The sequence below is a fragment of the Pseudomonas delhiensis genome, from assembly GCF_900187975.1.
Lineage (GTDB): Bacteria > Pseudomonadota > Gammaproteobacteria > Pseudomonadales > Pseudomonadaceae > Pseudomonas > Pseudomonas delhiensis.
In genome coordinates this window covers 122923-136630 of sequence record NZ_FZPC01000017.1, presented here as the reverse complement: position 1 = coordinate 136630, position 13708 = coordinate 122923, and the positions used below count along the sequence as shown (strand labels likewise).

Here is a 13708-nt window from a genome sequence, read left to right as displayed (position 1 = left end):
AAAAAAAGCCCCGGCACCAAGCCAGGGCTTTTTACGGGATATTAGCGGTAGCACCCGCATGGCGGGTCCAGCCAGATGGCTCTGCTACCGCGAGCCATCAAACATCCAGGTTGGACACCGCCAGGGCGTTGCTTTCGATGAAGTCGCGGCGCGGCTCCACGGCATCGCCCATCAGGGTGTTGAAGATCTGGTCGGCGGCGATGGCGTCCTCGATGGTCACCTTCAGCATGCGGCGGACGTTCGGGTCCATGGTGGTTTCCCATAGCTGGTCCGGGTTCATCTCGCCGAGGCCTTTGTATCGCTGGATGCTGTGGCGCTTGGTGCCTTCGGCCATCAGCCAGTCCAGGGCCTCCTTGAAGCTGGATACGCTCTTCTTGCGCTCGCCCTTCTGCACGTAGGCGCCTTCTTCCATCAGGCTGTTCAGCTTGGCGCCCAGCTCGGTGACCGAGCGGTAGTCGTTGCTGGCGAAGAAGTCGCGGTTGAAGGTCACGTAGTTGGACAGACCGTGGGCGATCATCTCCACCTCCGGCAGCCACAGGTGGCGCTCGCGGTCCTCACGCAGGCTGGCGGTGTAGGTCAGGCCGGACTTCTCGGAGGTCTTCAGGCGCGCCTGGTACTGCTCCAGCCAGGCCTGCATGGCGGCCTGGTCGCCCAGTTGCTCGACGTCGATGCGCGGCAGGTAGACGAAGTGCTCGGTCAGGTCCTGCGGGTACAGGCGCGACAGCCGGGAGAGGGTGCGCATGACGGTACGGTACTCGTTGACCAGCTTCTCCAGCGCCTCGCCGGACAGGCCCGGGGCGCTTTCGTTGACGTGCACGCTGGCGTCTTCGAGGGCCGACTGGGTCATGTATTCCTCCATGGCCACGTCGTCCTTGATGTACTGCTCCTGCTTGCCTTTCTTCACCTTGTACAGCGGCGGCTGGGCGATGTAGATGTAGCCGCGCTCGACCAGCTCGGGGAGCTGGCGGAAGAAGAAGGTCAGCAGCAGGGTACGGATGTGCGAACCGTCGACGTCAGCATCGGTCATGATGATGATGTTGTGGTAGCGCAGCTTGTCGATGTTGTACTCCTCGCGCCCGATGCCGCAGCCCAGCGCGGTGATCAGGGTGCCGACCTCCTGGGAGGAGAGCATCTTGTCGAAGCGAGCCTTCTCGACGTTGAGGATCTTGCCCTTGAGCGGCAGGATCGCCTGGGTCTTGCGGTTGCGGCCCTGCTTGGCAGAGCCGCCCGCGGAGTCACCCTCCACTATGTAGAGTTCGGAGAGGGCGGGGTCCTTCTCCTGGCAGTCGGCGAGCTTGCCCGGCAAGCCGGCGATGTCCAGCGCGCCCTTGCGGCGGGTCATCTCGCGAGCCTTGCGCGCGGCCTCGCGGGCGCGGGCGGCGTCGATCATCTTGCCGACCACGGCCTTGGCCTCGTTGGGGTTCTCCAGCAGGAAGTCGGCGAAGTACTTGCCCATCTCCTGTTCCACCGCGGTCTTCACCTCGGAGGACACCAGCTTGTCCTTGGTCTGCGAGCTGAACTTCGGATCCGGCACCTTAACCGAGATGATCGCGGTCAGGCCTTCACGGGCGTCGTCGCCGGTGGTGGCGATCTTGTACTTCTTCGCCAGGCCTTCCTGCTCGATGTAGTTGTTCAGGTGGCGGGTGAGGGCGGAGCGGAAGCCCGCCAGGTGGGTGCCACCGTCACGCTGCGGAATGTTGTTGGTGAAGCAGAGGATGTTCTCGTTGAAGCTGTCGTTCCACTGCAGGGCGACTTCCACGCCAACGCCGTCTTCCTCGCGCTGGGTGTTGAAGTGGAACACCTGGTTCACGATGTTCTTGTTGGTGTTCAGGTACTCGACGAAGGCGCGCAGGCCACCCTCGTACTTGAACAGCTCTTCCTTGCCGGTGCGTTCGTCGCGCAGCAGGATGCCCACGCCGGAGTTCAGGAAGGACAGCTCACGGATACGCTTGGCCAGAATGTCCCAGCTGAAGTGGATGCTGGTAAAGGTCTCGCCGGAGGCCTTGAAATGCACCTCGGTACCCGAACCGTCGGTCTCGCCCACCGGCCGCAGGGGGAACTGCGGCACGCCGTGGCGGTAGATCTGCTCCCAGACCTTGCCTTCGCGGCGGATGGTCAGGCGCAGCTCCTCGGAGAGCGCGTTCACCACGGACACACCCACGCCGTGCAGACCACCGGACACCTTGTAGGAGTTGTCGTCGAACTTACCGCCGGCGTGCAGTACGGTCATGATGACCTCGGCTGCGGAAACCCCTTCTTCCTTGTGGATATCGACCGGAATGCCACGGCCGTTGTCGCGGACGGTGATCGACTCGTCGGTGTGGATGGTGACGCTGATCTCGCTGCAGTAGCCAGCCAGGGCCTCGTCGATCGAGTTGTCCAGCACCTCGAACACCATGTGGTGCAGGCCGGTGCCATCGTCCGTGTCGCCGATGTACATACCCGGACGCTTGCGTACCGCGTCCAGCCCCTTCAGCACCTTGATGCTGTTAGAGTCGTACGTGTTGTTCTCGCTCATTCTTCACTCCCGAGGGTGGTCTGAGAGACATGCCCATGTTCCACGTGGAACATGGCAACCGGCGTATCCGTTCGCCAGCCGTCCTTCAAAGGTTCAGGGTCGACACAGGTGATGAATACCTGGCAACCCAAGTCTTCAAGCAACCGGCACAACGAACGCCGGTGCTTTTCGTCGAGTTCCGAGGGAAGGTCGTCCACCAGGTAGACGCACTGCCCTCGCTTGGCCTGATTGATCAGGTGCCCTTGGGCGATACGCAGGGCGCAGACCACCAGTTTCTGCTGCCCCCGCGACAGGATGTCCGCCGCGTTATGCCCGCCCAGGCGGATTCGTAGATCGGCTCGCTGCGGCCCGGCCTGGGTGTGGCCCATCTGCTGGTCGCGCAGCAAGCTGCCGTTCAATACTTCGCCCAGCTCACGATCCTTGTCCCAGCCGCGGTAATAGCTGAGGGTGAGCTGGTCCAGCTGGATCAACTCGCCCAGCGTCCGTTCGAAGACCGGTTTGAGCGTCTGGATATAGGACCGCCGATAGCCATCGATTTCGTCGCTGGCACTGCACAATTCGCGGTCCCAGGCAGCCTGCGAAGCACCGTCCAGTCTACCATGTCGGAGCCACGAGTTCCGCTGGCGCAGCGCTTTCTGCAGCCGCTGCCAGGCGACCATGAAGCGTTGTTCCACGTGGAACACACCCCAGTCGAGGAACTGCCGGCGAATCTTCGGCGCCCCCTCCAATAGACGGAAGCTGTCCGGGTTGATCAACTGCAACGGCAAGGTTTCCGCCAGCTGGGCGGTGCTGCGTGCATTCTGGCCGTCGATGCGGATCTGGAACTCGCCCTGGCGCTCCCGGGAAATACCCAGGTTGCTGATCATGCCATTGGCCAGCTGGACCTGGCCGAAGACGGTGCAGGCAGCCTGTTCGTACTGGATGACCGGTTGCAGGCGCTGGCTGCGGAAGGAACGGGCGAGGCCGAGCAGGTGGACGGCTTCGAGCACACTGGTCTTGCCGCTGCCGTTTTCGCCGTAGAGGATGTTGATGCGAGGGGAGGGGGAGAAGGTCACCGGGTGCAGGTTGCGCACCGCGGTGACCGAGACGCGGGTCAGGGACATTCAGTGAAGGTCAGAGACGCATCGGCATGACGACGTAGGCGGAGTCGTCGTTGTCGGCTTCCTGCAGCAGGGCGCTGCTGTTGGCGTCGGAGAGGATCATGCGAACCTGCTCGGTGCCCATCACGCCCAGTACGTCCAGCAGGTAGCTGACGTTGAAGCCGATTTCCAGGCTGCCGCCGTTGTAGTCGACCTGCACTTCTTCTTCCGCTTCCTCCTGCTCCGGGTTGTTCGCCTGGATCTTCAGCAGGCCGGAGGTCAGTTGCAGGCGAATACCGCGGTACTTCTCGTTGGAGAGGATCGCGGTGCGGCTGAAGGCCTCGCGCAGCAGCTGGCGGTCACCGATCACCAGTTTATCGCCGCCCTTGGGCAGCACGCGCTCGTAGTCGGGGAACTTGCCGTCCACCAGCTTGGAGGTGAAGGTGAATTCGCCGGTGGTGGCGCGGATGTGATGCTGGCCGAGGACGATGTCCACCTGGCCGTCCTGCTCGGTGAGCAGGCGCGCCAGCTCCAGGATGCCCTTGCGCGGCACGATGACCTGGTGGCGGTCCTGGGCCTCAGGCACGCCGCCGCTGAAGGAGCACATGGCCAGGCGGTGGCCGTCGGTGGCCACGGCGCGCAGGGTGCCGTTGGACACTTCCAGCAGCATGCCATTGAGGTAGTAGCGCACGTCCTGCTGGGCCATGGCGAAGCTGGTGCGGTCGATCAGGCGGCGCAGCTTGCTCTGCACCAGGCTGAAGGTCAGCGAGCCCGGGCCTTCCTCGACGGTGGGGAAGTCGTTGGCCGGCAGGGTGGACAGGGTGAAGCGGCTACGGCCGGCCTTCACCAGCAGCTTCTGCTCGTCGACGCGGATGTCGATCAGCGCGTCGCCGGGCAGGCTCTTGCAGATGTCCATGAGCTTGCGTGCCGGGACGGTGATCTCGCCCGGTTCGGCCGGTTCTTCCAGGGTGACGCGGCCAACCAGTTCGACCTCGAGGTCGGTGCCGGTCAGCGACAGCTGCTGGCCCTGGACCACCAGCAGCACGTTGGAAAGAACCGGCAGCGTCTGGCGGCGCTCGACCACACCAGCGACCAGTTGCAGGGGTTTCAACAGAGCTTCGCGTTGAATGGTGAAATGCATGGTCTAATCCCTTGCCTCGTGGGGCTGCAGCTTGGCCTCAGGTGGTCAGCGTACGCAGCAGGTTCTTGTAGTCCTCGCGGATGTCCGCGTCGGATTCCTTCAATTGAGCGATCTTACGACAGGCGTGCAGCACCGTGGTGTGGTCCCGACCACCGAAAGCCACGCCGATTTCCGGTAGGCTGTGGTTGGTCAGTTCCTTGGACAGCGCCATGGCCACCTGGCGCGGACGCGCCACCGAGCGCGAACGGCGCTTGGACAACAGGTCGGCGATCTTGATCTTGTAGTACTCGGCGACGGTGCGCTGGATGTTGTCGATGCTGACCAGCTTGTCCTGCAGGGCCAGCAGGTCCTTCAGCGACTCGCGGATCAGCTCGATGGTGATCGGCCGGCCCATGAAGTGGGAGTGGGCGATCACCCTTTTCAGGGCACCCTCAAGCTCGCGCACGTTGGAACGAATGCGCTGGGCGATGAAGAAGGCCGCGTCGTGCGGCAACTCCACCTTCGCCTGCTCGGCCTTCTTCATCAGGATGGCCACGCGGGTTTCCAGTTCCGGCGGCTCCACCGCCACCGTCAGGCCCCAGCCGAAGCGCGATTTCAGGCGCTCTTCCAGGCCTTCGATCTCCTTCGGGTAGCGGTCGCTGGTGAGGATCACCTGCTGGCCGCCTTCGAGCAGGGCGTTGAAGGTGTGGAAGAACTCTTCCTGGGAACGCTCCTTGCGGGCGAAGAACTGGATGTCGTCGATCAGCAGGGCGTCCACCGAGCGGTAGAAGCGCTTGAACTCGTTGATGGCGTTCAGCTGCAGGGCCTTGACCATGTCCGCGACGAAGCGCTCCGAATGCAGGTACACGACCTTGGCGTTCGGGTTCTTCTTCAGCAGGTGGTTGCCCACGGCGTGCATCAGGTGCGTCTTGCCCAGGCCCACGCCCCCATAAAGGAAGAGCGGGTTGTAGCCGTGCTTGAGGTTATCCGCCACCTGCCAGGCCGCGGCGCGGGCCAGTTGGTTGGACTTGCCCTCGACGAAGTTCTCGAAGGTGAAGGTGCGGTTCAGATAGCTGGTGTGCTTGAGCGCGCCTTCCACCTGCACGTTGCGCTCGGTGCGCACCGCGGGCGCCGAGGGCATGGCCGCGGCGGCGGCGAGCGGGTCGATGCTCGGGCTGGACTCATCGATGTCGGGCATCGGCTCCTGCACGTTGAGCTGCATCTGCTGCACCCGGCTGGCCGCTTCGGCCTGGGCGGGCGCCTCGGCCTGGTAGGCCTGGGCCTTGGCGGCGCGCACCTGCGCCGGCGACGGCGGCGGGGTGATGGTCGGCGCGGGCATCGCGTGACTCTGCGGCATCAGCGCAGGGCGCGGGGCTCGGCTGCGGCGGCTGCCGATGAGCAGCGAAAGGGCGGGTATCTGCCCATTGCCGCGTTCACCCAGCAGTTCGAGCAGACGCCCCATGTATTTTTCGTTGACCCAGTCCAACACGAAACGGTTCGGTGCGTAGACACGCAGCTCCCCGCCCTCGGCCTCGACCTGCAGCGGCCGGATCCAGGTGTTGAATTGCTGGGATGGCAGCTCGTCGCGGAGCAATTCCACGCACTGCTGCCAGAGTTCCACGGACACGGGTATCCCCCAGGATTTGGAAAGGAATGGAACGAAAAGGAAAGCGCAATTGTAGCCGTGCGCTACGGACTTATCCACATGAGAAATCAACAAGTGGGCAAGCAAAATCAAGGTGTTAATGATGGCATATGGCGATGGCCGGCGCACCCTGAAAGTTGTGGATAACCCCTGCATCGAGCCAGGGATGGATGGGGGTGGAAAGCTGTTGAAAACCATCGCTGTGGACAAACAGGTCTTTCTTCCCCAGATTATCCACCGCAGCTGCACAGGAGGGTCACCGCTTCTCGACACCTTCATGAAATCCGCCATGGCCCGCAAACAGTGGCCGGAATTGACTTATCCACAGATTTGGCGGCGCCCTGTAATAGTCGCTTTCACTATCCTTTAAAGACCTTTTCTCCCTGTCTTTTATTTCAGCGCAATTCCACTGGGCGATTCCGGCTGGTTGGAAATTGACCTGACTCGGGGTTTTCACTAGAATCGCCGGTCTCTTTAAACGGGGTCCCTGCGACCTCAGGTCATCAATCCAGGTACCGAACAATGAAACGTACTTTCCAACCCAGCACTCTCAAGCGCGCTCGCGTCCACGGTTTCCGCGCTCGCATGGCCACCAAGAACGGCCGTCAGGTTCTGTCGCGTCGTCGCGCCAAGGGCCGCAAGCGTCTGACCGTCTGATTCGCCCGGCACAGGTGGTGAGTCGAGGATTCGACCGGGAAAAGCGTCTTCTGACAGCCCGGCATTTCACAGCGGTCTTCGACTCCCCCAGCGCCAAGGTTCCCGGTAAGCATGTCCTGCTGCTGGCGCGCGAAAACGCTCTGGATCACCCCCGCCTCGGCCTGGTGATCGGCAAGAAGAACGTCAAGCTCGCCGTCGAGCGCAACCGCCTCAAACGCCTGATCCGCGAATCGTTCCGGCACAACCAGGAAGCCCTGGCCGGCCTGGACATCGTGGTCATTGCGCGCAAGGGGTTGGGTGAATTGCAGAACCCCGAATTGCACCAGCAATTCGGCAAGCTCTTCAAACGCCTGCTGCGCAACCGACCCCGGCCGGAAAGCGCAACCGAACCTCCGGGGGTCGCCGACAGTTCCCATGCGTAGACTGGCGCTGTTTCTCATCCAGTTTTACCGCTACGCCATCAGCCCCTTGATGGCCAGTCACTGTCGCTTTCACCCCAGCTGCTCCTGCTACGCGTACGAAGCCATCGAACACCATGGCTTCCTGCGCGGCGGCTGGCTGGCCCTGCGTCGCCTGGGCCGCTGCCATCCCTGGCATCCCGGTGGCTATGATCCCGTGCCGCCCGCCACTTCCAAGCATCGCCCATCCTCGACGGCCGAGTAACCATGGACATCAAACGCTCGATCCTCATCGTCGCCCTGGCTATCGTGTCCTATGCGCTGGTTCTCCAGTGGAACAAGGACTACGGTCAGCCCGAACTGCCGGCCCAGACCGCGTCGTTCAACCAACAGTCCCAGGGCCTGCCGGATACGTCCGTGCCTGCCACCGGCACTGCCAGCGCCGACGTACCGACCGCCCAGAGCGGCGAAACCGGGCTGCCCAGCGCCCAGCAACCGGCAGCCGCCAACGGCCAGCTGATCCAGGTGAAGACCGACGTCCTCGACCTGGCCATCGACCCCCGTGGCGGTGACGTGGTGCAACTGGGCCTGACCCAGTACCCGATGCGCCAGGATCGCCCGGACCTGCCCTTCGCCCTGTTCGAGCATGGTCAGCGCACCTACCTCGCGCAGAGCGGCCTGACCGGCACCGACGGTCCGGACGCCGCCGTCGCCGGCCGCCCGCTGTACAGCAGTGCCAAGACCCAGTACCAGCTGGCCGACGGCCAGGACCAACTGGTGGTCGACCTGAACTTCGCCCGCGATGGCGTCAGCTACATCAAGCGCTTCACCTTCCACCGCGGCCTGAAGACCGACTGCAGCGACAAGGAAAAGGCGCAGAAGAAGCTCGACTGCATCAACCCGAACGCCTACCAGATCGACGTCACCTACCTGGTCGACAACCAGAGCGGCAAGCCCTGGAACGCTTCGCTGTTCGCCCAGCTCAAGCGCGACGCCAGCGCCGACCCGTCGTCCACCACCGCCACCGGCGTGTCCACCTACCTGGGCGCCGCGGTCTGGACCCCGGAGAAGCCCTACGTGAAGGTGTCCATGAAAGACATGGACAAGGAACCCTTCAAGCAGAGCCTGCAGGGCGGCTGGGTAGCCTGGCTGCAACACTACTTCGTCACCGCCTGGGTGCCCGCCAAGGGTGACACCCACAACGTGATGACCCGCAAGGACCCCCAGGGCAACTACATCGTCGGCTTCACCGGCCCGACCCTGAGCGTGCCCGCCGGCGCCAAGGGCGAGACCAGCCTGACCCTGTATGCCGGTCCCAAGCTGCAGAAGTACCTGGGCGAGCTGTCCCCGGGCCTGGAGCTGACCGTCGACTACGGCCCGCTGTGGTTCATCGCCCAGCCGATCTTCTGGCTGCTGCAACATATCCACAGCCTGGTCGGCAACTGGGGCTGGTCGATCATCCTGCTGACCGTCGTCATCAAGCTGGCCTTCTTCCCGCTGTCCGCCGCCAGCTACAAGTCGATGGCGCGCATGCGTGCCGTCTCGCCGAAGATGGCCGCGATCAAGGAACAGCACGGTGACGATCGCCAGAAGATGTCCCAGGCGATGATGGAGCTGTACAAGAAGGAGAAGATCAACCCGCTGGGTGGCTGCCTGCCGATCCTGGTGCAGATGCCGGTGTTCCTCTCCCTCTACTGGGTACTGCTGGAAAGCGTCGAGATGCGCCAGGCCCCGTGGCTGGGCTGGATCACCGACCTCTCGGTGAAGGACCCGTTCTTCATCCTGCCGATCGTCATGGGCGCCACCATGCTGGTCCAGCAGATGCTCAACCCGACCCCGCCGGATCCCATGCAGGCCAAGGTGATGAAGCTGATGCCGATCATCTTCACCTTCTTCTTCCTGTGGTTCCCGGCCGGCCTGGTGCTGTACTGGGTGGTCAACAACTGCCTGTCCATCGCCCAGCAGTGGTACATTACCCGGCAGATCGAAGGCGCGAGCAAGGCCAAGACCGCCTGACGCCACGCCCTCGGCCCAGCCTACAGAACGCCCCCTCGTGGGGCGTTCTGCTATCCGGAGGAAAGCCATGAACGCCGCCCGTGAAACCATCGCCGCCGTCGCCACCGCCCAGGGCCGGGGCGGCGTCGGCATCGTCCGCGTCTCCGGGCCCCGGGCGCTGCCCATCGCCATCAGCCTCAGCGGCCGCGAGCCGCAGCCGCGCTTCGCCCACTACGGGCCCTTCTACGACGACGAAGGCGAGGTGATCGACGAAGGCCTGCTGCTGTTCTTCCGCGGCCCCAACTCCTTCACCGGCGAGGACGTGGTTGAGCTGCACGGCCATGGCGGCCCGGTGGTGCTCGACATGCTCCTGCAGCGCTGCCTGGAGCTGGGCTCGCGCCAGGCCCGCCCCGGCGAGTTCAGCGAGCGCGCCTTCCTCAACGACAAGCTCGACCTGGCCCAGGCCGAGGCCATCGCCGACCTCATCGAAGCCAGCTCGGCCCAGGCCGCGCGCAATGCCGTGCGCTCATTGCAGGGCGAGTTCTCGCGGCGCGTGCACCAGCTCACCGAACAGCTGATCCAACTGCGCATCTACGTCGAGGCGGCCATCGACTTCCCCGAGGAGGAAATCGACTTCCTCGCCGACGGCCACGTGCTGTCGCAGCTCGACAAGGTCCGCGCGGAACTCGCCGGCGTCCTGCGCGAAGCCGGCCAGGGCGCGCTGCTGCGCGACGGCATGACGGTGGTGATCGCCGGCCGGCCCAACGCCGGCAAGTCCAGCCTGCTCAACGCACTGGCCGGGCGCGAGGCGGCGATCGTCACCGACATCGCCGGCACCACCCGCGACGTGCTGCGCGAACATATCCACATCGACGGCATGCCGCTGCACGTCGTGGACACCGCCGGCCTGCGCGACACCGAGGACCATGTGGAAAAGATCGGCGTGGAACGCGCGCTCAAGGCCATCGGCGAAGCCGACCGGGTGTTGCTGGTGATCGACTCCACCGCGCCGGAAGCCGCCGACCCCTTCGCTCTCTGGCCGGAATTCCTCGACGAGCGCCCGGACCCGGCGCGGGTCACGCTGATCCGCAACAAGGCCGACTTATCCACAAGCCCGGTGGGCATCGAGGAAAGCGCCGACGGCCACGTCACCCTGACCCTCTCCGCGCGATCCGGCGAAGGCCTGGACCTGCTGCGCGAACACCTGAAGGCCTGCATGGGCTTCGAACAGACCGCCGAAAGCAGCTTCAGCGCCCGCCGCCGCCACCTGGAAGCGCTGCGCCAGGCCGGGCAGCACCTCGACCACGGGCACGCCCAGCTGTTGCTCGCCGGCGCCGGAGAACTGCTGGCCGAAGACCTGCGCCATGCCCAGCAGGCCCTGGGGGAGATCACCGGGGCGTTCAGCTCCGACGACCTGCTGGGGCGGATCTTCTCCAGTTTCTGTATCGGGAAGTGAGGCTTGATGATATCGATCGGCCCCGTAAAGTAGAGCGCCTCATCATCCCTCTTTAATCTGCAAATCTTTAAGGATCGTGTATGGCGCGGATGTGGATGGTACGCGGTGAAGGCGGAAGTCTGTATGAAGCCTTCAGAGAACACGGAATTGCAGCGATCGGCTGGCAACAGATCTCGGCGCAAGCTAAACCGGGAATTGCCCGCAAGCAACTGATCGCCTTGTACCAATCAGCCGAGCCGCAAATGAAGCAAGGTTCCGTGATCTCTGGCGCCTCGCAAGTGTGGCGCTTCGTCAATGAGATTCAGGACGGGGACACGCGGGCGGTGTTTGGCGATTACGTCAGCATCTACGACATCCAGGATGCGGTGGATGATGGCGCCACAGTGCCCATCTACTATGAAAGCCGCCTGGCCAAGCTGGAGCCGAGATCGACGCGCTCAATGCCCAGGTGGATGAGGTCATCGAAGACGAGGAAGACATCACTGCCCGCGAGAAGACCAAGAGTGATTGGGCAGCGCTGACCAAGTTGGTGGGTGCCCGGCCACGTCTGGAGCAGGTAGCGGCGGATCTGGTGCAGCACTTTGAAACACGTACAGCCACGCTGGAAGGCAAAGCGATGATCGTCTGCATGAGCCGCGACATCTGCGCCGAGCAGTACAACGCCATCGTCACTCTGCGTCCGGACTGGCACGACGCCGACCCGGAGAAGGGCTCGATCAAAGTGGTCATGACCGGCTCGGAGGCGGACAAGCCCTTGCTGCAACCGCACCTGTACAGCCAGCAGGTCAAGAAACGCCTGGAAAAGCGTTTCAAGGATCCCGCGGACCCGTTGAAACTGATGATCGTGCGCGACATGTGGCTGACCGGCTTCGACGCGCCCTGCTGCCACACCATGTATGTGGACAAGCCCATGAAGGGTCACAACCTGTCGAAGTGATGGCCGCATAGGGGGCTTGGTATGAATGGCAAAAAATTGATCCGCAACAGCACAGCCGAGTTTCTGATCTTCACTGGCCAGGCCGGCGAACAGAGCATCGAGGCCCGCTATGAGGACGAAACCCTGTGGCTGTCTCAGAAGCTGATGGCCGAACTGTTCGGGGTAGATGTGCGCACCGTCAGCGAGCACCTGAAGAACATCTTTGCCAGCCAGGAGCTCGTAACGGAGGCAACTATCCGGAAATTCCGGATAGTTCAGCAGGAGGGCCAGCGGGAAGTGTCCCGGTCGGTGGACTTCTACAACCTCGACGCCATCATTTCCGTCGGCTATCGGGTCAACTCCATACGCGCAACGCAGTTCCGCCAGTGGGCGACCGGCGTCCTGCGTGAGTTCGCCATCAAGGGCTATGTGCTGGATCGTCAGCGCATGGAAAACGGCAGCTTCCTGGGCGAGGACTACTTCGAGCGGCTGCTGGCGGAAATCCGCGAGATCCGCCTCAGCGAGCGACGCTTCTACCAGAAGATCACCGACATCTACGCCACCAGCGTGGATTACAACAAGGACGCACCGACGACCAAGGCATTCTTCGCCAAAGTACAGAACAAACTGCATTACGCCATCCACGGCCATACCGCTGCAGAGTTGATCCGCAAGAGGGCCGATAGCAGCAAGCCACATATGGGGTTGACTTCCTGGGCGAGCGCGCCCGAAGGCAAGATCCTGAAAACCGATGTAGCCGTGGCCAAGAACTACCTGACCAAGGACGAGCTGGACTCATTGGGGCGTATCGTCAACGCCTATCTGGAACTGGCTGAGGATCGTGCTCGCCGCAAAATTCCCATGAGCATGGAAGACTGGTCCAAGCGTCTGGACGCCTTCCTGGAGTTTGATGACCGGGAAGTGCTGCAGAACAGCGGCAAGATTTCTGCGAAACTTGCCCAGACGCATGCGGAAAGCGAATTTGAGAAGTACAGAATTGTGCAGGATCGACTGTTTGAAAGTGACTTCGACAAGGCAGTGAAAAATTTGGCAGCCAGTGATCCGAACGCTCAAGATGACGGATAAGCCTCAGGTTCCCAAATAGATCGACGTCACTTTCAACCTTTCATGCCTGAGTTCATGGCGAGCCCTACGTCTCGCCCCTATCGGGTTTGCGCCTGAAAACAAACTCTCCAGTGACTTCGCTAACGGGCCGAAGCGATCGCCTCCGCGCGTTCACAGAGTTCGGCCACGCGACGCCTGGCGGTCCCAGCGCATGGCTCCGCAGCCGCGTCCAGCAGGTCCTGGTCGATCTCGAGGAACTCCACCAGGGCTTGCTGCGCTGTGGATAACTCCGCGAGGCCCGACGGGACCTCGGGTTCCTCATCCTCAGCTTCCAGGAAAGGCGCACCCGCCAGCCAACCCAGGTAGAGCGGGCGCAGGTCGCCGCCCCGCAATTCTTCCCGCAGCGGCAGCAGGCGCGGCATCCACTGCGTGCCATCGTCCATGGCGAAACGATCGAAGTTCTCGGTCTCGTCGAGCATCCAGTTGAAGCACCAATGCGAATCGCTGGCGACGATGGAAAAACTGAAGGGGCAGAGGGCGAAGGGTAACACCCGTTCCGCCGGGAAAGCGGACCTGGGCAGCCGCAACGACAGCCGGCAGCTGGCAAAATTGGCGAAATAGACGAAGGCGTCGAAATAACGCTGCATCCACTCATCCGGATCGCCGTCGAGATCACCCCAGTTGTAATGGTTGGTGAAAGCGCTCGGAGTGATGACGGCACGGCCGGACCTGGCTCGCAGTTCGGCCATCTCTTGCGGGGTGAGCGGCCGATCGATGGCCGCGAATTCGTAGTACTGGTACTCACTCATGACTGGCTGTCTTGGTTTGGATGAAGATTGTCGATAGTACACGCGCGCTT

11 protein-coding genes and 1 pseudogene are annotated in these 13708 nt (G+C 63.0%); 7 read left to right on the top strand and 5 right to left on the bottom strand.

What is annotated here, in order from left to right; translation table 11 throughout:
* Positions 1-97 precede the first annotated feature (97 nt).
* The 4 genes from gyrB to dnaA are packed head-to-tail and all read right to left on the bottom strand — an operon-like array spanning position 98 to position 6344.
* Positions 98-2518, bottom strand: a complete 2421-nt coding sequence (gene gyrB / locus CHC02_RS16685; protein ID WP_089392570.1) for a DNA topoisomerase (ATP-hydrolyzing) subunit B — start codon at positions 2516-2518, stop codon at positions 98-100.
* Positions 2515-3621 (bottom strand): DNA replication/repair protein RecF, encoded by a 1107-nt coding sequence (gene recF, locus CHC02_RS16680; RefSeq protein WP_089392569.1) that lies wholly within the window; start codon positions 3619-3621, stop codon positions 2515-2517. Before recF ends, gyrB begins: the two co-directional genes overlap by 4 nt.
* Positions 3622-3631: 10 nt before the next feature.
* On the bottom strand, positions 3632-4738 hold the full coding sequence (gene dnaN, locus CHC02_RS16675) for a DNA polymerase III subunit beta (RefSeq protein WP_089392568.1): 1107 nt from the start codon (positions 4736-4738) through the stop codon (positions 3632-3634).
* 37 nt (positions 4739-4775) lie between these two features.
* Positions 4776-6344, bottom strand: coding sequence for a chromosomal replication initiator protein DnaA (dnaA, locus tag CHC02_RS16670; RefSeq protein WP_089392567.1), 1569 nt, complete (start codon positions 6342-6344; stop codon positions 4776-4778).
* 540 nt (positions 6345-6884) lie between these two features.
* Between dnaA and rpmH the strand changes: the two genes are divergently transcribed.
* The 7 genes and pseudogenes from rpmH (at position 6885) to CHC02_RS16635 (ending at position 12870) form a co-directional block, all read left to right on the top strand.
* Entirely contained in the window at positions 6885-7019 is a 135-nt protein-coding gene (rpmH, locus tag CHC02_RS16665; RefSeq protein ID WP_003100258.1) for a 50S ribosomal protein L34, read from the top strand.
* Between the two features lie 14 nt (positions 7020-7033).
* A complete protein-coding gene (rnpA, locus tag CHC02_RS16660) occupies positions 7034-7441 on the top strand; it encodes a ribonuclease P protein component (RefSeq protein ID WP_074980762.1) in 408 nt (135 codons plus the stop codon).
* Complete coding sequence (gene yidD, locus CHC02_RS16655) at positions 7434-7682, top strand: membrane protein insertion efficiency factor YidD (RefSeq protein WP_089392566.1); 249 nt, start codon at positions 7434-7436, stop codon at positions 7680-7682. Before rnpA ends, yidD begins: the two co-directional genes overlap by 8 nt.
* A 2-nt stretch (positions 7683-7684) precedes the next feature.
* Positions 7685-9433, top strand: coding sequence for a membrane protein insertase YidC (gene yidC, locus CHC02_RS16650; RefSeq protein ID WP_089392565.1), 1749 nt, complete (start codon positions 7685-7687; stop codon positions 9431-9433).
* Positions 9434-9500: 67 nt separating this feature from the next.
* Positions 9501-10868, top strand: coding sequence for a tRNA uridine-5-carboxymethylaminomethyl(34) synthesis GTPase MnmE (gene mnmE / locus CHC02_RS16645; RefSeq protein WP_089392564.1), 1368 nt, complete (start codon positions 9501-9503; stop codon positions 10866-10868).
* A gap of 299 nt (positions 10869-11167) precedes the next feature.
* A pseudogene (locus CHC02_RS16640) lies at positions 11168-11796 on the top strand (type I restriction enzyme subunit R domain-containing protein); the annotation flags it as partial.
* Positions 11797-11826: 30 nt separating this feature from the next.
* On the top strand, positions 11827-12870 hold the full coding sequence (locus tag CHC02_RS16635; protein WP_089392563.1) for a virulence RhuM family protein: 1044 nt from the start codon (positions 11827-11829) through the stop codon (positions 12868-12870).
* Between the two features lie 119 nt (positions 12871-12989).
* Here CHC02_RS16635 and CHC02_RS16630 read toward each other — a convergent pair whose 3' ends face one another.
* The gene (locus CHC02_RS16630; RefSeq protein ID WP_089392562.1) at positions 12990-13658 is read right to left on the bottom strand and encodes a hypothetical protein; all 669 of its coding nucleotides are present in this window, start codon (positions 13656-13658) and stop codon (positions 12990-12992) included.
* Between the last annotated feature and the right edge of the window lie 50 nt (positions 13659-13708).

Coding starts and splice junctions, on each gene's coding strand:
- yidC (WP_089392565.1), top strand. CDS start 7,685: ATGGACATCAAACGCTCGATCCTCATCGTCGCCCTGGCTATCGTGTCC.
- CHC02_RS16630 (WP_089392562.1), bottom strand. CDS start 13,658: ATGAGTGAGTACCAGTACTACGAATTCGCGGCCATCGATCGGCCGCTC.
- mnmE (WP_089392564.1), top strand. CDS start 9,501: ATGAACGCCGCCCGTGAAACCATCGCCGCCGTCGCCACCGCCCAGGGC.
- rpmH (WP_003100258.1), top strand. CDS start 6,885: ATGAAACGTACTTTCCAACCCAGCACTCTCAAGCGCGCTCGCGTCCAC.
- dnaN (WP_089392568.1), bottom strand. CDS start 4,738: ATGCATTTCACCATTCAACGCGAAGCTCTGTTGAAACCCCTGCAACTG.
- yidD (WP_089392566.1), top strand. CDS start 7,434: ATGCGTAGACTGGCGCTGTTTCTCATCCAGTTTTACCGCTACGCCATC.
- recF (WP_089392569.1), bottom strand. CDS start 3,621: ATGTCCCTGACCCGCGTCTCGGTCACCGCGGTGCGCAACCTGCACCCG.
- CHC02_RS16635 (WP_089392563.1), top strand. CDS start 11,827: ATGAATGGCAAAAAATTGATCCGCAACAGCACAGCCGAGTTTCTGATC.
- gyrB (WP_089392570.1), bottom strand. CDS start 2,518: ATGAGCGAGAACAACACGTACGACTCTAACAGCATCAAGGTGCTGAAG.